The sequence below is a fragment of the Paenibacillus algicola genome (assembly GCF_005577435.1).
GTDB lineage: Bacteria > Bacillota > Bacilli > Paenibacillales > Paenibacillaceae > Paenibacillus_AQ > Paenibacillus_AQ algicola.
On sequence record NZ_CP040396.1, the window covers coordinates 2,324,661 to 2,345,727 of the forward strand.

Genomic DNA, 21,067 nt, shown 5'->3' on the forward strand with positions numbered 1-21,067 from the left:
ATTTACATAGTATGAGATTATGATCATCGGAGGGAATGCTTTGCCAAAGAATATGAACCAGAAACCATCACAGGCCTTTGCAGACTTCAGCCGCAAAGCCGCAACAGAAGGAGCCGTACTGCTCCAAAATCACGAACAAGGTCTGCCGATTGGACAAGGGAAGGTTGTTTCGGTGTTCGGACGCTCCCAGATTGACTATTATCGCAGCGGTACCGGCTCTGGCGGCAGCGTCAATGTAGCCTATACAACGAATTTGTTAGACGGTTTGCGCAGCAAGCCGCAGGTTAAAGTCAACGAGGCTCTGGCAGGTATTTACGAGGAGTGGATCAAGGAGCATCCGTTTGATAACGGCGGCGGCGCTTGGGCGGCAGAGCCTTGGCATCAGCAGGAAATGCCTTTAAGCGATGACATCGTGCAACATGCCCGCAGCCTCTCGGATCAAGCTATCGTTGTTATTGGCCGGACCGCTGGCGAGGATCAGGATAACGCACATGCTCCTGGCAGCTATCTGTTAACGACTGCGGAGCAGGAAATGCTCACCTTGGTCAGTAGTCATTTTGAGCGTACTGTGGTTGTTTTGAACGTGCCCAATATTATAGATATGAGCTGGCTAAAGGACAGCGGGCACAAGCATCCTATTTTGAGTGTGATTTATGCCTGGCAGGGTGGTATGGAAGGCGGCAATGCCATTGCGGATCTGCTGGCGGGGGATGCTGTGCCGAGCGGCAAGCTGACCGATACCATTGCTTATACGCTGGAGGATTATCCGTCAAGCGCTAACTATGGCAGTGATACGAAAAACCTGTACCAGGAAGACATTTATGTCGGCTATCGGTATTTCGAGACCTTTTGCCCGGAGAAGGTCCAATATCCCTTCGGCTATGGTCTGTCTTACACCACGTTTAGCATCGAAGGTGTACAAGGAACTGTAGTGCGTGAGAATGGTGAGGACATCATTCAGGTTGAAGCCACCGTGACCAATACCGGAGCTGTTTATGAAGGAAAAGAAGTGTTCCAGGTGTATGTGGAGGCTCCGCAAGGCAAGCTGGGTAAGCCTGCTCGCGTGCTTGCCGGTTTTATCAAGACCGGATTGCTGAAGCCCGGATCATCCGAACAAGTGACGGTGCGAATACATGCTCATGCGCTGGCGTCCTACGATGACAGCGGTGTCACCGGACATCGGTCGGCATATGTGCTGGAAGCGGGGCATTATCGCTTCCATGCGGGATGCAGTGTACGTGAGACCGTGCCAGTCCAGCTGGATGGATTGGAGGGCTATGAGGTGAAGTCGCTGCAGGTGGTCAAGCAGCTGCAAGAGGCAATGGCACCCACTGAAGGCTTCACCCGCATCGTGCCGGGAGAGCGGAAGCAGGACGGAACCTACGAGCTGACCTATGCAGAGGTGCCTACGCGTCAGGTCGATATGGCCAAACGTATAGAAGCTGGACTTCCGGCAGAAATGACACCGACAGGGGATCAGGGATTTAAGCTGCAGGACGTGCAGGCGGGCCGCGTGACATTGGAGACGTTTATTGCTCAGCTGAGTGATGAAGATCTCGCTGCGCTTGTCAGAGGCGAAGGCATGAGCAGTCCGCTCGTTACACCCGGGACTGCTTCAGCCTTTGGCGGAGTAACCGAGCAGCTGCTTCACTATGGACTGCCCGTCGCCTGTACGGCAGACGGCCCATCCGGCATCCGAATGGATAGCGGACATCTGGCCACCCAGGTTCCGATCGGTACGCTGCTTGCTGCCAGCTGGAATACAGAGCTGGTGGAGGCGCTGTATGTATGGGAAGGACAGGAGCTGCTGGATTACCAGATTGACGCTCTGCTCGGACCGGGGATGAACATCCGCCGGCATCCGCTGAATGGACGTAACTTTGAATACTTCTCGGAGGACCCACTTCTAACTGGTGTTATGGCCAGTGCATCAGTGCGGGGAATTCGAAAGGGCGGCGCTCATGCGACGCTGAAGCATTTTGCTTGTAACAACCAGGAGCATCAGCGTCATTTCGTCAATGCCGTAGTGTCTGAGCGCGCAATCCGGGAAATTTACCTGAAAGGCTTCGAAATCGCCGTGAAGGATGGCGGCGCGACCTGCATCATGACTGCTTATAATCCGGTGAACGGATATTGGTCTGCATCCAGCTATGATCTGAACACCACCATCCTGCGGGGCGAGTGGGGCTTTACCGGGATTGTGATGACGGACTGGTGGGCCAAGATGAATGACCCCGTCCTGGGCGGAGCGTATGATGAGAAGAACACGGCCGCCATGGTCCGGGCACAGAACGATCTGTACATGGTTGTACAGAACTACGGAGCTCAATTCAACGTCATGAACGACAACACGATACAAGGCCTAGCAGATGGGCTCGTTACACGGGCTGAGCTGCAGCGGGCGGCCAGCAACATCTGCCGTTTCCTGATGAATGCTCCGGTATTTGCACGTGAACCTCAAGCGGAGCCGCCTGTCGCAAGAATGGCTGCGGCAGAAGCTTCTGCTTCAGCAGTACAGGTGCTAGAAGGCGAAGGGCAGATCATTCCTAACGAAACCGAGTCCATCACATTCCGCGTAGAAGAGGCCGGAATCTACCGACTTGTCGTTAAGCTGAAATCGGATGCTGTACGCTGGGCACAGTGTGCCTGTAACGTGTACTTGAATGAGGAGCTGTTAACGACCGTGCAAACCAGCGGTACAGAGGGAAGCTGGCTGCAGCAGCGTCTCGGCAAGGTGGAGCTGGAGCAGGGGTATTATGAGATGAGGCTGGACTTTGTGAAGCCAGGAATCGAGCTGGGCTGGATTGCATTCAAGAAAGAATAATTGAGAACGCCATAATGATCATTGAGCATCATTAACTAGATTGAGGAGCTTATGACAGTCTTGGAGACTGCTATAAGCTCCTTTTTTGCGCAAATGTACCTTCGATGACATGGCATTAGAATAATAGGCATTTTATTAAAGATTATCATCGAAGTCATATTATTCCATTAACTAGTTCAATTTGGTATTATATAAGATGAATGATTTATCATTGGATGATAGAAAGTTGGGTTTGACCATGCAGGAACAATTAAGAAAGAAATCTAAACTGAAAAGTCGTTATTGGCATATAAGTCATTGGATTCAAAAGGTGAATTATATATTTATCTTATTGCTCCTCGTATTGACCAGCGTGGCTTATATTTTGTTTTCGGATAACAACGATGAAAGAAATCTGTTTATTTCTAACCAGAGCGACATACAGTCCATGACCATTTATAAGAATGTCTATATGTCCAATCAAAGCAGCCAGACGATTACGGATCTGCAAACGATTCATAGAATTGTCAACCAGATAAATAGCGCTGAACGAGTAAAAGCCACAGAAATAGTGTTTGAAAAGGGCCCTGAAGGTTTGCTTGTCTTCAAATTTATGAATGACGCTTCATTACATATTCCTTTTTTTCAAAATAGCGGGGATGTGCTGTATAAAGAAACTCTCATTGATGCAGATCTGGTGAAATGGATATCAGCCGCTCAAATGCGATAAAGCACAAATCATATAGGTAAAGGGTGAAGGTGCAGATGAAATGTTTGAATGACGGAAACGTCCAGGTCAAGCAAGAGAAGGACGGCGAAGATCTTCGGGCAGATTGTGATCATTGTTTTGGGCTATGCTGTGTCTCTCTATGTTTCTCAGCTTCTGAAGGTTTCCCCATTGATAAAGAAGCAGGTCAACCGTGTATCCAACTGCAGCATGACTTTCGGTGCAATATTCACAAAAGCCTGAGTGCCCGTGGTCTTAAAGGGTGTTTGGCATTTGACTGTTTCGGAGCGGGGCAGAAGGTTTCTCAGATTACGTTCCGCGGGCAAGACTGGCGCCAGTTTCCGGACACAGCTAAGTCAATGTTCAACGCATTCCTGGTTATGCTGCAGCTTCATGAATTGATGTGGTATTTGACAGAGGTAATGACGCTTCAAGCGGGAAAGCCTGTACATGACGAGATTCGCAGCTTGCTGGAGATGACAGAACGATGGAGTCTGCTCCCAGCTAACGAGCTCCTGGAATTAGACATGATTGAACACCGTGCACACGTAAATACACTGCTTATTAAAACCAGTGAACTAGTGCGTGCGGAGGCTCGAAGTAAGCAAAAACATGGAACGAGGCCGAAAAAAGGGGGTTCCGCTCGTAAAGTGAAGATGGGTAGAGGGGCCGACCTCATTGCCGCCGATCTGAGAAAAGTGGACCTGAAAGGAGCTTATTTGAGAGGAGCGTATCTCATTGCTGCTGACCTGAGAGGAGTGAATCTGAGGGGGGCAGATCTCATCGGTGCAGATTTTCGTGATGCCGATATTAGAGGAGCTGACCTCTCCAAGAGCATTTTTCTAACTCAATCTCAGATCAATGCGGCTAAAGGCGATGATCATACACGATTACCTTTGGCACTCACACGTCCACAGCACTGGGACGATCCTTTTGTGGACGGAGCTTTCAGGTGAAATTACGAATACTCAGCCCATCGAGCCGCTGGTTAAACACTAACCAATATGTCTGGAGGTTTGTACCTTTGAAGGGGATTAAATACATCATTTGTTTCTTTGTTTTTTGTTTTGCGATGGTGATTGTGGCTGAAAGTCAGATTTTTCGTCTGGATCAGTTTCACAGCCCATACCGGTACACCTCTTTGTATCTTCAATATGGTCAGGACGAGAAGGAAATGGTTCAAGATATTCTCCGGGCTGCAGACAGAAATAACGTGAAGGTGTTTACCTATATCAAAACTCCGACTGGCAATTACGATTCCATAAAGCTATATGGAACGCCAAATTACCAGCAGCACCTTAAATTTGAGCTCAGTATATATGATAAGCATTATAAAAGCTTATTTGTGGGCGACATACATTTCAGCTTTCATTCGCTTGAAGAAATCCAAGGTTTTAAAGATGTCCATGATTTTTATATTATAGGGGGTAAAGATGAAGCCGATCAATTTAAGTCTGAGCTAATAAATACGTATGCCGGTAATTTTCCCCGGGAAGGCTATCAGAACCGAGATGCACAGTTTACCGTGTTTGCAATTTGGGGGTTAGTAGCAGGCATTGTTCTCTTGCTCACGTACTATGATGTACTTCGTCAAAGAAAGGAAAATCTGATTCGCATTTCGATGGGCGAAAGAGTAAGCACGATCTTGATTAAAAATATCGTTAGCGACACCCTAGTTTTTGCGCTTATGTTTAGTATTATATTCATAGGATTAAATCGCCTCACGTCTATTACACATCAATTCACGGAGTCACTCTTATGTATAGCTGTTCTTCTTTTCTTGAATGGATCGGTTTATTTAAGTCTTCGTACCACGCACATCAAACAAGCCTTCTCAAATACTAGCAGCAATACGAGGAGACTTCTCACGCTTAATTATGTCTTCAAGGCCTTTACCGTTATAGTAACTATAGCTATTATTTCCAGTAATCTTGTTATGATTCATGATTCCTATCAGCTATATAAACAAAAGCCATTTTTCGAAAAGCATGCTCAATTTTCTTATATTTACATACAATATAGACCGTATGTTGATCAAAACGGTACAGCTCATGCAATGTTTGAAGAAAGCGAGCTATTACAATCCTAATTCTATTCTGAACACTTCAATTCAACTAAGGCTACATTAATTTCGGTGGTTTACAGCCCTTTGTCCACATCGCATCCAGCCGTTATGGCCAATCGAAATACATGGAGCTATTTGTCAGATCAAATGGACCCGCTGAAAAGCGAGCCCTTGGAGCATGATTATTACTTTATACTTCCAGCAGATCTGTTGAATGATTCCCGCATTATAGAAGAATTAAAGCAAGAATATTTATTTTTCGAGAATAAAGGCATCCAAGAAAATCAATACAAAGTTATTTATTATGATAAAAAGGCTTATGTTACAGCAATCAATGAAAACAACAACTACGGAAGTGAGCGTCTGGAGAATCCCGTTATTATGTACGATAATACGGTACCTGAGTCGCAGCCTCTTCATGTTAGTCCCCATCGAGCCAATTACATCAGAGAAGTGATGTATGATATTACAGACGAGGCGTTCGATCAATTTCTTGTGAAGCATCAGCTTACTGAATCGAATGCCATACTATCTAAAACCAATGTGATGGACAAGTTCAATAACCAGTGGAATGCTGCCAAGAAAATTCTTTATATAAACCTTGTCTTTAGTTTACTAGTGCTCATATTAGAATTCATGATTATCCTCTCTTTAATCAAATTAGAATATGAAGCAAACGCAATCGAACTTTCAGTGAAAAAAGTACTCGGCTTCAGCGTTTGGGAGAAACATAGAAAGATGATTCTCATTACACTCATTACAACGATTCTAGGTACGGCCTCTGCTGCAGCGATTACCATGTTGATGAACTATCATCTTGTCGGTTATTTGGCAGCTGCTGGCGCAGTAATAATGATGTTAGAGTTGATTGTTATTTTCAGCAACATTAAGCGTATTGAAAAAGCTAACATACAACGAATCTTGAAAGGGGGGAATGTGACATGATATCCATTCGAAACCTCAATAAGTCTTTTGGCGGCAAGACATTATTCTCCAATTTTAATATGGAGATACAAGCTCAAGATTTTGTGATCATTTCGGGTCCCAGCGGTTGTGGTAAGACCACTCTTCTGAATATGATCGGTGCAATAGAGTCTGTTGAGTCTGGCATCATCGAGGTAGATGGCGTTGATATCAGCAAGAAGAACAATCAACTTCAATATTTTCGCACCAAAGTAGGTTTTTTATTCCAGAATTTTGCATTGGTAGATCACAAAACAGTGCGTAACAATTTACTAATGATTCGAAAAAATTCAAGATCAAATCTTTCCATAGAGGAAGCCTTGCAAAAGGTGGGCCTCGAAGATAAATTAAATTCCAAAGTGTACACTCTTTCAGGAGGTGAACAACAACGGGTAGCACTTGCTCGTTTGATGCTTAAGAAATGCGATGTTATTCTGGCCGATGAGCCCACGGGCTCACTAGATCATAATAACGCAAAGACTGTTCTTGCTATTCTCAAAGAGTTCAATCAGCAGGGCAAGACCATTGTACTTGTCACACACGATGAGAAAATCATACATCAAGGGAACAAAGTGGTTTCTTTGAGCGAAAATAAATAGAAAGCTTGGTGTCCTTCCCATGACCCGAATGATGCATCTCCAAGCCCTCAAGCACCCCAACCGTCCTCATTACGAATGGAGCGGGGAGCGGCTTGAACAGAACGACGAATATGTTATGGTCTTGTGCCAACCGGGCCGCAAGCTGATTCACCATACCAAGAAAAGTGTATTCATCATGGATAATACTTCACTGGAGCTGTTTTTTTAAAAAGAATGGTTCACCGTGGCTATCGGCATCGAGGATGGAAAGGCGGTCTCGTACTACTGCAATGTAGCGATGCCGTCGATCGTTACAGAAACAGGGATCTCTTTCGTAGATCTCGATCTGGATTTAATCAAGCAGCCTGGCGATGATTGGAAGGTGGTTGACGAGGACGAGTTTGCTTCTAATAGCATCATCCTCAATTATTCAGCAGAGCTGCAGACCAGTGCCAGAGCGGCACTGGCACGCTTGCTGGAGCGTGCGGTCAATGGAATATTTCCATTTGACGAACATGTACTCGGGCAGCTGCCTGCCGGCTATAACCATCAACAATGACAAGCCCCTGGAATTTAAACTCTGGTCTTTACCGTTGCTCTAGGCTTTATGGAGAACGAAGCCAGGTTACACAACTTCAAACACGGATCAGAGCCTACAATAAAGGAGAGAATGATGTTAAAATTGGGTGGCAATGAAGTAAAAATATCTGTACCTGAGTCAACGTTTAGCTTAGTTGAAACGAATAAAACCTATTTCATAACATACCATCATAATTTCTTCAGAGGTAACTATATAAAAAATCTCAATCTATCTGATCCACCCAAGTAATACATTAAATGCAGCGAAGATCGTGAGCAGAAACATTTATATTTTGAATCGATCTCAATCTACTTATAGAAAGTCGCTAATATTCTCAAGAACAGGCGCTTATGCGACATTCCTATTTTGATAAATGAGCATGTATAAAGTATACAGAGGAAAGGCGATAAAGAGAAAGAAGTAGTAATTACTACCAATAATAAAATACATTGTTACTAGTAATACTATACCTGCTAAATTAAGAATAACGATCCGGTACATGGTTTGAACGAGGACGTACTTACCTATGAGAAAACTCAAACTGCTTGCAACAAAATTGAATAAGTAAGCAAACATACTTAAGAACAAAAATGATAAAAACCACTGACCACGATCACGATGTAGAGAGGAATTCATTTCTGAAGTTGCCATTAGGGCGCCAATAAGAATGCTTATTAAAAATGAAATAAGAGTTACACCAACAACAAATTCCTTTTTTAATTTCTCCATAATACACTCCTTAAATATGTAATTTATCTTTTATAATAATATATACATACTAAAATACCAAGGATTACATATTATACTATATATGACACTAAATAATAATAAAATCAATGAATTATGAAACTTTTACTATAGCATGGGTGTTATTATAGCTGAACGGATTATTTAATCGGTTATAGGAGAAATTTATTTGAAAAAAACTCAGATCTCAATTTGGTTATTGTGTATTGCAATGTTACTGGTTTCATGTTTTTCTTCTAAAGAATCAAGTTCCGAAACATCAAATACAGACTCCCGTGCTCCTGCCGCTAGTCCAGAGAAGCAATCACCGGCCCCTACAGCAGATTACATTACATTGACTTATTCAGAATATGCGACTACAGATGAGAATGGAGCCATAAAGACACAAATACTAAGCTATGATACGGATACAAAGAAAATAAAAACAGTCTTTCAATTCGATTATACAGCTCAATATCCATTGGGCTTCTATGATAAACCAAATCAATTAGTATACTATACTCAAAGGGTAGGAACAGACAAGGATCATGGAGATCAAATCTTTGTCAAAGATTTATTGAGTGAAAAAAACACTCAACTTACAGATAACTTATTTGCAGTCAACTATATTATTCCCTCAGGGGATCAATTGTTTTTTGTGGCTAATGTTAAAGGTGAGCAAGCCATACGATTAGGAGCTGTTGATCTAAACTCCATGGAGATGACACTATGGGGTGATGATGACATATTGGTAGAAGCTATTACATTAGATCAAAATAACAAAAAAATATATGCTTCTGCGTACTCTTTGAAGGAAAGGCAATATAATCTGGCACATCAAGATGGACCCGTGGGACAGAATAATTTCAAAATGCCAACGTATACGATATACGAAACGGATTACAATTTAAAAGAAAAAACAAAGCTATTTAGTAACAATTATTGGATTCGAATGCTCATGAATAAAGAAGGTCATGTTATTGCATTTGGTGATAAGAAATATAACCAGGGGCAAGTACCCTCTATGGTTGTTGATTACGATACTGGAAACAAGACTATTAGTTTGAGTAAGTGGGGAACTACAAGATTACAAAGGGGAGAGGCTAATTACTCTTATGACGGCAGCAAAATATATGCGATAGCAGTCGTTAAAAATGAACGTGGATTATTTGAATATGATGTGAAAAGCAATCAATTCACTGCTCTATTTACACCTACGGCTGGGTTCATTAATAATATTCAGGTTGTAAGAGGATTCTAATACAAAGTATAACGGTAGAGATCGTGGACTGGATATGGGAGCTGGTGCTCCGGCGCCATTTTACCCATGAAATAAAGGAGGCGGATTCATATGATCCAAATGAACCTCAATGGTCGAGCCAAATGCAATTGATAAAAGAAGAGGTGGCTAATGTGAGAAAACAACGATGGTTTTGGAAGACATCTGCAGCAGCGGCAGGTATTACTTTAATTGGATTTATCGTATTTGCTTGGTTTTTCCCGATGAATCTGACAAATCCGGCTGCTGACCCCGCTATTGATCAGACTTTAAGTCAGGTCATCACAGAAAGGTATCGCACCCTAAACGTATCGGGTTTCGACTTAGATGAAATCGTACATAAAGAATGGACCGACAATGGTGTACTTGTATTTTATACAAAAGATTACGGTCAAAATGATGATGAAGACGTGGATTTGAACTTGGAATATTGGAAGAAGACACTTACGGGCTGGAAATGGGTAACAGGAGGCAGTTATCAGTTCAGCAGCCTGAAAAATTTGAAGCAGGATGAGAGCCTGATCTTTGAATATGTAACAGGAACTGAACCGGACGGATCGGGAGAACCGCCGCTACCGATCGTCTATGGGGAATCGTTTAAACCGGATGTAGTTAATATTGAATTGACTGATAAACAGAATCAATATAAGCAGGTTGCGAAAATGATTTATATTCAAGACGACCGCACGATCTGGTTTGCCCGTTTTCCAATTTCCATGGGTATGAACATCGAAATTCAAGGCCTAGATGAGTCCGGAAAAGCCGTGGTAATAAAAAACATGGATATTCCGGCTACGCCTATTGAGAAGTGAATTAGAAATCAAAAAATACTTATCCCTTCTCCCGTTAATGCAAAGATTTTTGAAAACAAGTGGCTATACAGCACTTTGTTTTGATATAGAGGGAGCACTACATGCCCAGTGGGCTGAGTTCGAAGAATTAAGCAATGCTCTATGAGTTTTTCAGGTAGAGGGTTAAGGGGAAAATATGATGAAAATAAAATTATTTCATATCTTAATATGCGCTTCATTGTTGGTCTTGATTCTAAGTAGCTGCCAAACTTCTAATCAGTCCGATATGGTAGGAGTAAGCAAGGAATCAAAAGAACTAGAGACCTTCTATCCTAGCGACATTACACTGCTTGATTCTATTGAAATAATGAGTGGCGATAATGGTACAAAAAAAACAACTACAGATCAAATACTAATTCAGGAATGGATCGAAAAGGTGCGCCACTTGAAAATCATACTTGATCCAGACCGAGAAGATTCATCAGGGGTTTTGTTCCATGTCACTATGTTAGAGCAAGGTGAAAAAAAGTTGTATATGACGCCAATCAATATTAATCATTACCGGATGGAGACGCAATCGGAATTAGCAGACCGAATGACAGAGCTTTACGATTCTATAAAATAAGGTGATAATACCACTAAAGTCATGTGTCGGGTGACAAAACATAGTAATATAAAAAGCCGCTGATATTGCGGCTTTTTATATTTATGTTATCAAGTTCTTGTCAAAACACAATGATTTTATAAGCGAGCAGTCCCGAGCCAAGGACAAGAACTTGTACCGATTGCCGAAAAGGACAAGAACATGTTCCGATTACCGATTAGTTCTAATTCATTAAGGTAACAGGCAGGATAATCCAAAGATTTCGCGAATACTTTTTTCTTGTGATTATTAGCGAAGTTCGTAGATAGGACGTTAGTAATAAGTTATCGGAGCTGTGGGAAGAGAAACAAAACAAGAACAACATATGTACAAAATACGAGTTTTGTGTATTAGTAGTACTAAGCAAAATCTTCTGTCTCTTTTACCATTGTTTTCAGAAGCCTAAGAAACACTTTCCGGCGAATACTCGGCGTAATACCATATTTAAGCATACCGACTGGACGGATCATCCCCTCCCTCTCTATTCCTATAAGCCACGCATAGATGATACCACAACAAAGAGCCCTCTCAGTATATAAATAAAGAGAGCATCCGGTCCCATTGCTTACGAAATACAAGAATTTTCCTTCCATATTCTTTGCAAACCGTATTTGATGAAGTACCAGCCTATTATCATTGACTCCTACAGCCTCAGAACAAGTTACATAGTGAATTAACACTGCGTAAAGAACCTTACAACTTTATACGGGTAATAAGCGTTAATACCTATAATTAGTCAGTCATGTACAAAATTAAGGATAGGAGTGAAAATGTCATGAAAAAAAAGAACCTGGTGTACATCTCTATTGGAGGTACACTTACCTTAATTATTTTGCTTTTTGTAATGATTTGGTCTCCTTGGATCAATACAAATGTTGCTCATGCTAAAGCAATTTCTAGCTTCCAAAGAGCATGGGAAAATTCTGCTGACAGCTGTTCTTTGGAATGTGAAGAATGTGGAGTAGTTTCTGTTAAAAAGGTACCCTTTGGCCAGTTAGTTACCTTACAGTCCAAATGCGGCTGGGAAGGCGATGTTATCAGCTTGAAAAAAATGATGTTTTCGTGAATTTTCTAGGCAGCTCCAAATTTAGAAAATAATAAATTTCAAGTAATTTAATATCTAATTTTATTCACTTTCACTGGTAAAAAATCCGCCTTCTCTCATAAATATGAAAGAAGACGGTTAATATACAACTTAGAATAGTACTAGCTCATCAATTATAATTAATTGAATTTTGCGAGATACTGTATAAACTTACAATCCCCGCTCCCTCGTCATTGTCACTCATATTCGAGCATCTGGCGCTTTATCTGAAATCAAATTTAATTCAACATTATGCTCCAACAATGCTTTCAACCCACATAACACCATTGTAAATCCACCGACAGAGTCCATACACTGACGAATAATTTCATCATCGCTGCCTGTAAATCCATAGTTTTCAATTGTAACGAACGTCTCGTGATCTGCTCTTGATGTAAAAACCCAATCAATGGTAGTACCATCGGACGATTCGACAATAATTCGTTTATGCTTGTCAAGCTGTTTCACGAGTATTTCATCCCACACACCATACATTTCCCAATCCCACCGAACGCTTTTACCCACCTCTAATCTTCCGCTACTTTTGGTAAACCAAAATTTGGTAGTTACCTCCGGGTTAATAAAGGCTTCAAATACTAATTCTACAGATTTTCTGATCAGCATTTCTGCTTTTGCAACAGGCCCCTGATTATAAATTACCATCTTGATTCCCCGCTCCCTTGGATTCGATAATGATTCCTTCACTTACTTTCTCGGAAGAATAGCCTGCTTATTCTCGAAGTTGTTTAGCCTCAGCTTTCGTCACCTCTACGGTGACGTTAGGGTGGGAGTCAAGCGATGATCAATGATACCCTACTTGAGCGGCAGACGGATTAACGTAAATCTGCTCTTCCGGATCGTCATGGGTTCCTTGTAGAATTCGCCATTGAGAATCAAAGTCCCTCTTCGCTGTCCAACATTTCCTAATCTACATTTTGTCTCTACCATTCAAAATATGAATGATTCCTGTGTAACACGGGAGTCATTTTTATTTTTCACTCGAGAAGAATCCGTATCAAGGTAATGTTGTCTGACATCCTCTCATCCATCTGCCCCATATTGTTTCGGGCAGTGATTCTCTTTATACTATAACTAATAAAAAGTCCTTTTTTTGCTAGCAGCGCATCCAGCTTTTATGCAAATTTGCACATTTTACATTGGCTTTACTTTGCTTTTACATTCTTCTGATGAATGATGTTTTCTATACACGTACAATAAGCATAAGGTCAAGTCTGGATCTTAACGGAGGTTGCTAATGTTATGTTACAAGAAATCATAAAGCAAGGAGAAAAGGGCGTGTCGAACCGCTACTTGAACCGCGATCTGAGCTGGATCGAATTTAATCGAAGAGTGCTGGAGGAAGCTCAGGATGCTGCAACTCCCCTGCTCGAACGCGCCAAATTCCTGGCGATTGTAGGCAGTAATCTGGACGAATTTATGGCGGTCCGGGTCGCCGAAACGAAAGAGAAGACAAAGGCAGGCTTCACTCATAAAGATTTTACCGGCTATTCCCCTGCCGGCTTATTTCGTCGTCTGCGAAAAAGAACGACCGCTATGGTCACCGAGCAATACCGCGCTTATCGGGATCTGTCCCGTCAGCTGGTCAAGAAAGGGATTGTGATGCTGGGCTATCACGATCTCAATGCCACCCAGCAAAAAGCAATGGATACATACTATCATGATATTGTATTTCCGGTTCTTACCCCCATGGCCGTGGATCAGAGCCGTCCTTTTCCACTCGTTCACAATAAATATGTGTATTTGGCCGTTGTATTGCGTCAGCATCATAGTGATCTGGAGGATGAACGCTTCTTCGCCATTGTGCAGGTGCCCTCCAATATACCAAGGGTGATTCCGGTCCCCCACCGCTCCAACAGCAAGAAGCGGTCCTTTATTCTTATTGAGGAGCTGATCAAGCATCACATCCAGTCGCTGTTTGGCGGTTACTGGCCTGAGGCAGTCCACGGCTTCCGGCTCACCCGGAATGCGGATCTTACAATTAATGAAGAAGAAGCCGAAGATTTACTGGAGGAAATTGAGAAAGAGTTACGACGCCGACGCCGAGGTGCCCCGGTCAGGCTGGAGGTGGAGAAAGGCATTCATCCGTTTGCGCTGGAGCATCTGCAGGAGGAGTTCGGTTTGGCTGATCATGTGTTTGAGGTCGACGGACCACTGGATCTCAGCTTTCTGATCTCGTTCGCGGACAGTATCGAAGGCATGTCTCATCTCCGTTACCCGCCGATCAAGCCGGTATACCCGCAGGAGCTTCACACCGAGCAGGATATGTTCAGCTTGCTGCGTGCACAGGACCGCTTGATGTACCACCCTTATGAGTCCTTTGATGCGGTCACTGACTTTATTATTGAGGCAGCAGAGGACCCGCAGGTCATGGCGATCAAAATGACGCTGTACCGCGTCAACGGTGACTCCCGCCTGATCCCGGCACTCGCCCGGGCTGCGGAATCCGGTAAACAGGTCACGGTTGTTGTGGAGCTCAAGGCGAGATTTGATGAAGAGCGGAATATCGCCTGGGCCCGCACATTGGAAAAAGCCGGCTGCCACGTGGTCTACGGGCTCGTCGGCTTAAAAACTCATGCTAAGATCATTCTCGTCGTACGGCGCGAGAATCAGGTGCTGAACCGGTATGTGCATGTAGGAACCGGCAATTACAATGAAACAACAGCAAGAATCTATACGGACATCGGATTGCTGACCTCCAATCCAATCATCGGCGAGGATGCATCTGCGCTGTTCAACGAGATTACAGGCTATGCCGCTCAACGAGAGCTGCAAGCCTTCAGCATGGCTCCCACAGGCATGAAGGACAACCTCTTCTCGCTCATTCGCCGGGAAGCGGAGCATGCCGCCGCCGGAAGGCCGGCAAGAATCATTGCCAAGATCAATTCCTTATCCAACCAGGAAATGATTGATGAATTGTATGCCGCCTCCCAGGCCGGAGTGCATATTGATCTGATCGTGCGGGGAGTCTGCTGTCTTCGCCCCGGCATTCAGGGCCTGAGCGAGAATATTCGGGTTCTTAGTATTGTGGACCGCTTCCTGGAGCATTCCCGAATCTTTTACTTCCAAAATGCCGGTACGCCGGATGTATTCCTCTCCAGTGCGGACTGGATGACGCGGAATCTGACACGGAGAATCGAGCTTATGTGCCCCGTGTTCGATCCCAAGCTCAAAGATATTATATGGAGCATCCTGGACCTTTCCTTGCGGGATAACGTGAAGGCCAGAATGCTCCTCCCTAACGGAAGCTATACCCGCGTGAGCAGTGATAGCCAGCTTATACGCAGTCAATTCGAGGCGATGAATATTGCCTCATGGAAGTAAATGAACGGACCAGGATAGGTTGACGTCCCAGGCCTTCTGCACATCCTTCGCAGCGGCCTCCAGCTCGCCCATCTCCAGAACCGGTTCTGTTTTGCAGCTTAGCTGCAAATGCACAGAGCCGGTTTTTGTTTGCGCCGTCACCTCGGTGATACTTCCCAGTTCACTGCGGTCCAGTGCAGCAGCCAGCTTAACCAGTGAGCCCAGGCGGTAAATTCGCATATCATCAGCATCGTGAAGGATGTCTTTGAATTCTTGGATCTGCTCAGGCGTCCTTGCCTTGGGATGATAATCGGCAATCAGGGCCGTGAGCACAGCCTCCCGGTGCGTCATTCCCCGAAGCCCGGTGTTAAGGAGCCAATAATACGTATGCCGGCTGTATTGATAATAGTTAAGCGCAGCTCCGGTTTTGTATAGCCTGCTGGACACCTGGAGCAGCTTCTGATCAAGCTCTAATGGAGCCGGCTCTAGAGCGGCGTAGAGCTGCCGGGCGTGAGCGGATACCCGCTCCAGATGCTCAGGCGGCACGGGCGTGTTAAAGGCAAGAATGTTCTGCAGACTGATCTCCAGCGGATCCGGTACGATCGGATGCTCCGGAGTGATCAGCTCCTGAAATAATCCATCCCGCAGGCCCGAGCCGCAGATCATCCACTCTGAGGCCTGAGCGGTGCGGTAGATGGTCTGCATGATAATGACGCCAGGGATAATAATATCGGCGCGGCTTTTGGAGAGACCCGGAATTTTCTTGCGCTGAAGAACCGTCATGCTAGGCAGGCTGTGATAGAGCTCCTCTACATCCTCACCGCGCATCTGATAATGATGCGTGACCGGCAGAGAATAGCGGTGCTTCTTCTGATTCATCTTGCCCACCGTACGGATGGTTCCGCCCAGGCCGATAATTGGCAGACCCGGATTCGAGGCAATCCATTCATGCTGCAGCAGCTGCTCCCGGATATATTGCTCCAGAGCTTGAGTGTGCTTGGCTTCCCACTGACCGTCTCCACTGAACCGAACATTCATGTTCACCGCTCCAAAAGGAAAGGAGTACGTGTGAATCAGCTGCCGGGACCGGAACAGCGTGACCTCTGTGCTGCCCCCTCCGATATCGATAATAATCCCGTCCTGAGCGTTCATCGTGTTCACAACTCCAAGAAAGCCTGCGGCCCCCTCCTGCTCCCCGGAAAGAACCTCAATGGCCACGCCTGTGTCCTGATAGAGCCATTCAATAATCTGGCTGGAATTCTCGGCATTCCGAATTGCCGCGGTAGCGGCCGCACGCAGATGAGTCACCTTGTATAAATCACAGATGCTTTTGAATTGGCGGATGATGGGTACGATCTTATCCACCGCTTGACGGCTCATGTACCCCTGCTGATCGATTTTCTCGCTGAGTCGGGCGGATTCCTTGCACTCCTGGATGACCCGATAGTGGCCTTGCTCTGTGACCTCATAGATCACTAATCGAATGGAATTGGATCCAATATCCATAATCCCGGCTCTGATGTTCATCGTTCATACTCCTTATCTGTGTCATTGGCAGCTTAGCCATGGGTTGGAATCGCTATTGATATTGTATCAACCAAGCTGCAAATGAACAAATCAGGAGGCAAAAGATCGTTACAGCCTGCTCCGGACCACCCGAAAGCCCTGATCCGGACCGAAGCCACTGGGTTCGAATTTCCCTCTGAATTCAATGGAATGACTGCCGAGATCACCGATCCACCCGCCACCTTTGACGATGCGGTATACTCCCTGCGGGGTCCCCTCATCGGCCATCCAGTCCTGGACCCATTCCCGCACATTCCCCGACATATCATAAATGCCCAGCTCGTTCGGGAGCTTGCTCCCTACAGGCCGGGTCTGACTGTTATTATTCTCGATGAGAGGCCAGCTCCAGTCTCCGGTCAGGTAGCGGGTACCTGAATTCCGCCAATACCAGGCTACCTCATCGAGATTATGACTGCCGCTATACCTGAATCCCAGGCTTCCAGCTCCTCCGCTAGCCGCATATTCCCACTCCAATACAGTAGGCAAGCGATAACCATTCGCCTCAGGTTGAATTGTGACGCTCCATTGGAGGGGATCATTGGGGTTGTAATTTTCAGAATCCTGATCTTGAGGATGGATGACATAATACGGCTCCAGGCCCTCCAGCAGGCTTCTTTTATTACAGTATTCAACCGCAGCATACCAGCTCACTCCCTCCACAGGCAGCCCTTTCCCGCGAAAGGCAGATGGGTTATCCTCATAAACCTCATTCCACTCCTCCTGCGTAACTTCATAAGCGCCAATATAAAAAGAAGGCACCTCCACCCCTCGCTCCAGCCCAGGTCCGGATTGGGAAAACGAGGGATGCTGGAATGTTCCTCCCGGTACAAATATCATAAAGTGCTCCTCGGCCGCCCCCATACGATCCTCCGTAAATGAGGTCACCAGGAGCATACTTAACACACACACCATGCCTATGATCCGATTCATAGGACGCTCCTTTCTCCACTCTATTGATGCATTCTTCTCTTTCTAAAAAAAAGAAGACCGTCGATCCTGCCAACGGCCTTCCGTCTATAATGCAGCTATTCCGGCATCACCATACGGTGACATTAGAGCTGCCGCTGCTCTGATAGCCTTCGGTGGCCATGACCTGATAGGACCAGCTCGTTCCGAGATTCATGCCTTTACTCTTCCAAGCATTCACGTGATTGCTGAACGTAATGGCCGCATTGTTACCGGTAGGACGCTTCGATTGACGGACACTCCAGTATTGCTGAAAGGTTTGTGTGCCATCAATGGAAGGAGCATTGTACCGCATGGTCGAGTAAATATCATAGGTGCCGCCATCGCTGGTGACAGTTCCTTTATAAGTGCCTGTCGGTCTGTAGGTGCCCCAGCTGTCCACGACGTATTATTCAATCAAGGAGTTTCGGGTCCAGCCGTACAAGGTAAGATAGCCGTTACCCGATGCGCCCAGACCCCGGCATTATAATTCACGACACGATTGGCTGTGCCCGTCTTCCAGCCTTTGCCGACGACAAAGTTCCCAGTGTTTGTCCATTGAACACTATAATTTCCGCCAGCGCCGTTCGTTGCATTGACGGTACCGCCTCCATCTGTCCAGTTCTGCCAGTAATCTGTAGCCGCATAGGTCGTATGACCGAATACCACCAGGCTCATAGCGGCGGCCAGCATGACGGTGACCCATCGTTTGCCTTTTTTCATAACATTCATTCCCTTCATCTTTAATTGGAGTGTGTTATGGACTGCTCGATGCAGTCCGGATTCTTAGCCGCCTCCCTCCTTTCATAATCATTGTAAAATGATAGCGTATTCATAAATAGTTCCAAATTAAAGCTCCTACCTGAGAAATCTCAGCATTTCATCGCAAAGACTGCCGCATTCACCATGCGGCAGTCCTCATCGGTCACGAATTCTAATCCATCTTTTCCGCTTCGGAAGCCAGCTCCTTCAGCGATTTGATCTTGCCGTGGGGATGCTGATCCCGCTTTCGTGATTTCCAGGCAGCCTCTGCTCTTCTCTTTTGTTGAGACATCACAGTACCCTCCTTGATGGATTCAAATGAAATGACCTCCATTAGCATTCCACCCCGATTACATTTTCATGCCATCCCTTCTTGCCGGAATCCATGGTTTGTGTCTCTGTCAAGCGTGTAATACTAAGCATATACCTATACATCTACATGGAAGGGAATGAGCTATAGCATGAGTATGACGAAACATCCGGAGGATATTCAAAAGGTCGCTAAGCTGATCAAGGACATCGACACGGCGATGCTGACAACGATTTCTGAAAACGGACTCGTGTCCCGCCCTATGAAAACGCAAGAATTAGAGTTTGACGGAGATCTGTGGTTCCTGACCAAAAAGGATACTAGCAAGTTTCATGAAATCCTGCATAACAAGCAGGTCAATGTAGCGTATGCTGACAAATCCTATGTCTCGGTGCGTGGCAATGCCGAGCTGATCGACAGCCCGGAGAAGATCAAGGAGTTCTGGAATAAGGCCTATGAAGAAATTTTGGACTGCAGCTATGATGATCCGAGCCTGGTTCTGATCAAGGTGCATGCAGAGACGGCGGAGTACTGGGATTCCGGCAATAAATTTAAGATGATGACGTATATGCTGCGCCGTGCTGTTGGCCAAGATGTAAAGGCTTCGGATATGAATGAGGAAGTAAACCTGAAATAACGCGTTGCCTGAAGAATCAATCTCAAAGATGAAAAGAAACCCCAAGAGCGGCAAAACATTGCAGCTCTTGGGGTTTTGATGCTCACACTAGTTTATGGACTTGAACTTCAGCTCCACGGTGAACGTGGTTCCTGCATCGACTTCACTTTCGACGTGAATCTGTCCTCCCATTAACTCTGCGAGCTCTTTGCAAATGTTCAGGCCCAGGCCGCTGCCGCCAAAGCGGCGGGAGTGGGAAATGTCCGCCTGGACAAAGGTCCCAAACAGACTCTTCATCTTGGACTTCGGTATGCCGATCCCTGTATCCTGCACGATAAATGTGATCTCCGCAGACTCGTTATGCTGCTTGACCAGCCTGGCCTGCAGCTGAACACGTCCAGACTGTGTAAATTTAATCGCATTGCTCAGCAGGTTGTCCAGAATCTGCCTTAACCGAAGCGGATCCCCGATCAACACCTCCGGCAGGCTAGGATCAATATCTGTGGACAGCTCCACCTGCTTAAGCCTTGCTGCCGGCTGATGGATCTTGAATAGCTGCTGCAGCAGCTGATCGGGCCTGAATTCGACCTCTTCCACCTTCATTTTTCCCATGCCAAGCTTGGCCATATCCATACTGTTATTTACAAAGCTCAGGAGAACCTCCGCAGATTGCTGTGCAAGCTCCAGATATTCCTCCTGCTCCTGCGGGGAAGCATCCATCCCGGCGAGCTCAATCATATTCATGATGCCGTTAAGCGGCGTTCTGATCTCATGGCTAAGCTTGCCAATGAACTCCATGTGCTGTCTGGCATTGTACTCCGCCATTTGTATTGCTAATTGCAGCTGCTGCTCGGCGAATTTACGCTCACTGATATCATATTGAATACCAACGAAATACAAACACTCTCCAGCTTCGTTAAAAATAGGGTCGATGTTCAGCTCGTTCCAGAATTTACGGCCGGCTTTAGTGTAGTTTAAAATCTCGACCTTCGTAGCCTTCTGCTGCTGAATGGCCTGCTTGATCTTGTCCACGGTCTCGCGATCCGTCTCAGGTCCTTGCAGGAAGCGGCAGTTGCTGCCTACGGATTCCTCTACCGAATAGCCGGTCAGCTCCGTGAAATGCTCATTGACATAAATTAAAGGCAGTATCGGATCCCTTGCATCCACTACCGTAACCGAATATTGCAGTCTGGCGATCAGGTATTCCCACGGGATCAACGTGTTTTGCGATTGGGCTTGCTTCATCATGGACCTCCTGTATACTGGCCTCTAGAAACCCTATCATAACATTGAACCTGCAAGCTTTCC

20 protein-coding genes and 1 pseudogene are annotated in these 21,067 nt (G+C 45.4%); 14 read left to right on the forward strand and 7 right to left on the reverse strand.

Annotated features, from left to right (window positions below; genetic code table 11):
• Window positions 1-52 precede the first annotated feature (52 nt).
• From E6C60_RS10725 to E6C60_RS10760, 8 genes are all read left to right on the forward strand, one after another.
• A complete protein-coding gene (locus E6C60_RS10725) occupies window positions 53-2,824 on the forward strand; it encodes a glycoside hydrolase family 3 protein (protein ID WP_138225848.1) in 2,772 nt (923 codons plus the stop codon).
• 196 nt (window positions 2,825-3,020) lie between these two features.
• A complete protein-coding gene (locus E6C60_RS10730) occupies window positions 3,021-3,533 on the forward strand; it encodes a hypothetical protein (RefSeq protein ID WP_138225849.1) in 513 nt (170 codons plus the stop codon).
• A gap of 35 nt (window positions 3,534-3,568) precedes the next feature.
• The gene (locus E6C60_RS10735) at window positions 3,569-4,486 is read left to right on the forward strand and encodes a pentapeptide repeat-containing protein (RefSeq protein ID WP_138225850.1); all 918 of its coding nucleotides are present in this window, start codon (window positions 3,569-3,571) and stop codon (window positions 4,484-4,486) included.
• Between the two features lie 68 nt (window positions 4,487-4,554).
• Entirely contained in the window at window positions 4,555-5,619 is a 1,065-nt protein-coding gene (locus E6C60_RS10740) for a hypothetical protein (protein WP_138225851.1), read from the forward strand.
• A 60-nt stretch (window positions 5,620-5,679) separates the two neighbouring features.
• Window positions 5,680-6,540, forward strand: a complete 861-nt coding sequence (locus E6C60_RS10745) for a DUF1430 domain-containing protein (RefSeq protein ID WP_138225852.1) — start codon at window positions 5,680-5,682, stop codon at window positions 6,538-6,540.
• A complete protein-coding gene (locus E6C60_RS10750) occupies window positions 6,537-7,157 on the forward strand; it encodes an ABC transporter ATP-binding protein (protein ID WP_138225853.1) in 621 nt (206 codons plus the stop codon). Before E6C60_RS10745 ends, E6C60_RS10750 begins: the two co-directional genes overlap by 4 nt.
• Window positions 7,158-7,176: 19 nt before the next feature.
• On the forward strand, window positions 7,177-7,365 hold the full coding sequence (locus tag E6C60_RS10755) for a hypothetical protein (RefSeq protein WP_175415271.1): 189 nt from the start codon (window positions 7,177-7,179) through the stop codon (window positions 7,363-7,365).
• 15 nt (window positions 7,366-7,380) lie between these two features.
• Window positions 7,381-7,695 (forward strand): ribonuclease FAU-1 family protein, encoded by a 315-nt coding sequence (locus tag E6C60_RS10760; RefSeq protein ID WP_138225855.1) that lies wholly within the window; start codon window positions 7,381-7,383, stop codon window positions 7,693-7,695.
• A 369-nt stretch (window positions 7,696-8,064) separates the two neighbouring features.
• Here E6C60_RS10760 and E6C60_RS10765 read toward each other — a convergent pair whose 3' ends face one another.
• Window positions 8,065-8,445, reverse strand: a complete 381-nt coding sequence (locus E6C60_RS10765; RefSeq protein ID WP_138225856.1) for a hypothetical protein — start codon at window positions 8,443-8,445, stop codon at window positions 8,065-8,067.
• Between the two features lie 187 nt (window positions 8,446-8,632).
• On the opposite strand from E6C60_RS10765, the gene E6C60_RS10770 reads away from it, so the two are divergent.
• From E6C60_RS10770 to E6C60_RS10785, 4 genes are all read left to right on the forward strand, one after another.
• Window positions 8,633-9,703, forward strand: coding sequence for a hypothetical protein (locus tag E6C60_RS10770; RefSeq protein ID WP_233280979.1), 1,071 nt, complete (start codon window positions 8,633-8,635; stop codon window positions 9,701-9,703).
• A 23-nt stretch (window positions 9,704-9,726) separates the two neighbouring features.
• A complete protein-coding gene (locus tag E6C60_RS10775; RefSeq protein WP_138225857.1) occupies window positions 9,727-10,533 on the forward strand; it encodes a hypothetical protein in 807 nt (268 codons plus the stop codon).
• A 175-nt stretch (window positions 10,534-10,708) separates the two neighbouring features.
• Entirely contained in the window at window positions 10,709-11,137 is a 429-nt protein-coding gene (locus tag E6C60_RS10780) for a hypothetical protein (protein ID WP_138225858.1), read from the forward strand.
• Window positions 11,138-11,930: 793 nt separating this feature from the next.
• Complete coding sequence (locus E6C60_RS10785; RefSeq protein WP_138225859.1) at window positions 11,931-12,221, forward strand: hypothetical protein; 291 nt, start codon at window positions 11,931-11,933, stop codon at window positions 12,219-12,221.
• Between the two features lie 219 nt (window positions 12,222-12,440).
• Here the strand turns inward: E6C60_RS10785 and E6C60_RS10790 are convergent, their stop codons facing one another.
• Window positions 12,441-12,902, reverse strand: coding sequence for an SRPBCC family protein (locus E6C60_RS10790; RefSeq protein WP_138227749.1), 462 nt, complete (start codon window positions 12,900-12,902; stop codon window positions 12,441-12,443).
• 597 nt (window positions 12,903-13,499) lie between these two features.
• Here E6C60_RS10790 and ppk1 point away from each other — a divergent pair.
• Window positions 13,500-15,581, forward strand: coding sequence for a polyphosphate kinase 1 (ppk1, locus tag E6C60_RS10795; protein WP_138225860.1), 2,082 nt, complete (start codon window positions 13,500-13,502; stop codon window positions 15,579-15,581).
• Here the strand turns inward: ppk1 and E6C60_RS10800 are convergent.
• The 4 genes and pseudogenes from E6C60_RS10800 to E6C60_RS21310 form a co-directional block, all read right to left on the reverse strand.
• Window positions 15,570-17,087, reverse strand: coding sequence for a Ppx/GppA phosphatase family protein (locus tag E6C60_RS10800; protein ID WP_138225861.1), 1,518 nt, complete (start codon window positions 17,085-17,087; stop codon window positions 15,570-15,572). The genes ppk1 and E6C60_RS10800 overlap by 12 nt on opposite strands.
• A 108-nt stretch (window positions 17,088-17,195) precedes the next feature.
• Window positions 17,196-18,056, reverse strand: coding sequence for a formylglycine-generating enzyme family protein (locus tag E6C60_RS10805; RefSeq protein ID WP_138225862.1), 861 nt, complete (start codon window positions 18,054-18,056; stop codon window positions 17,196-17,198).
• A gap of 106 nt (window positions 18,057-18,162) precedes the next feature.
• Window positions 18,163-18,803 (reverse strand): annotated as a pseudogene (locus E6C60_RS10810) (glycoside hydrolase family 11 protein).
• A 202-nt stretch (window positions 18,804-19,005) separates the two neighbouring features.
• Window positions 19,006-19,125 (reverse strand): DUF6254 family protein, encoded by a 120-nt coding sequence (locus E6C60_RS21310; RefSeq protein ID WP_233280980.1) that lies wholly within the window; start codon window positions 19,123-19,125, stop codon window positions 19,006-19,008.
• 169 nt (window positions 19,126-19,294) lie between these two features.
• Between E6C60_RS21310 and E6C60_RS10815 the strand changes: the two genes are divergently transcribed.
• A complete protein-coding gene (locus E6C60_RS10815) occupies window positions 19,295-19,780 on the forward strand; it encodes a pyridoxamine 5'-phosphate oxidase family protein (RefSeq protein WP_138225863.1) in 486 nt (161 codons plus the stop codon).
• 87 nt (window positions 19,781-19,867) lie between these two features.
• Here E6C60_RS10815 and E6C60_RS10820 read toward each other — a convergent pair whose 3' ends face one another.
• A complete protein-coding gene (locus E6C60_RS10820; protein WP_138225864.1) occupies window positions 19,868-21,007 on the reverse strand; it encodes a sensor histidine kinase in 1,140 nt (379 codons plus the stop codon).
• Window positions 21,008-21,067 lie beyond the last annotated feature (60 nt).

What these genes read in the sequence shown, in the direction of transcription:
- E6C60_RS10725 (WP_138225848.1), top strand. Translation starts at nt 53, where the DNA reads ATGAACCAGAAACCATCACAGGCCTTTGCAGACTTCAGCCGCAAAGCC.
- E6C60_RS10730 (WP_138225849.1), top strand. Translation starts at nt 3,021, where the DNA reads ATGAATGATTTATCATTGGATGATAGAAAGTTGGGTTTGACCATGCAG.
- E6C60_RS10735 (WP_138225850.1), top strand. Translation starts at nt 3,569, where the DNA reads ATGAAATGTTTGAATGACGGAAACGTCCAGGTCAAGCAAGAGAAGGAC.
- E6C60_RS10750 (WP_138225853.1), top strand. Translation starts at nt 6,537, where the DNA reads ATGATATCCATTCGAAACCTCAATAAGTCTTTTGGCGGCAAGACATTA.
- E6C60_RS10755 (WP_175415271.1), top strand. Translation starts at nt 7,177, where the DNA reads ATGACCCGAATGATGCATCTCCAAGCCCTCAAGCACCCCAACCGTCCT.
- E6C60_RS10765 (WP_138225856.1), bottom strand. Translation starts at nt 8,445, where the DNA reads ATGGAGAAATTAAAAAAGGAATTTGTTGTTGGTGTAACTCTTATTTCA.
- E6C60_RS10780 (WP_138225858.1), top strand. Translation starts at nt 10,709, where the DNA reads ATGATGAAAATAAAATTATTTCATATCTTAATATGCGCTTCATTGTTG.
- E6C60_RS10785 (WP_138225859.1), top strand. Translation starts at nt 11,931, where the DNA reads ATGAAAAAAAAGAACCTGGTGTACATCTCTATTGGAGGTACACTTACC.
- E6C60_RS10790 (WP_138227749.1), bottom strand. Translation starts at nt 12,902, where the DNA reads ATGGTAATTTATAATCAGGGGCCTGTTGCAAAAGCAGAAATGCTGATC.
- ppk1 (WP_138225860.1), top strand. Translation starts at nt 13,500, where the DNA reads ATGTTACAAGAAATCATAAAGCAAGGAGAAAAGGGCGTGTCGAACCGC.
- E6C60_RS10800 (WP_138225861.1), bottom strand. Translation starts at nt 17,087, where the DNA reads ATGAACATCAGAGCCGGGATTATGGATATTGGATCCAATTCCATTCGA.
- E6C60_RS10805 (WP_138225862.1), bottom strand. Translation starts at nt 18,056, where the DNA reads ATGAATCGGATCATAGGCATGGTGTGTGTGTTAAGTATGCTCCTGGTG.
- E6C60_RS21310 (WP_233280980.1), bottom strand. Translation starts at nt 19,125, where the DNA reads ATGTCTCAACAAAAGAGAAGAGCAGAGGCTGCCTGGAAATCACGAAAG.
- E6C60_RS10815 (WP_138225863.1), top strand. Translation starts at nt 19,295, where the DNA reads ATGAGTATGACGAAACATCCGGAGGATATTCAAAAGGTCGCTAAGCTG.
- E6C60_RS10820 (WP_138225864.1), bottom strand. Translation starts at nt 21,007, where the DNA reads ATGATGAAGCAAGCCCAATCGCAAAACACGTTGATCCCGTGGGAATAC.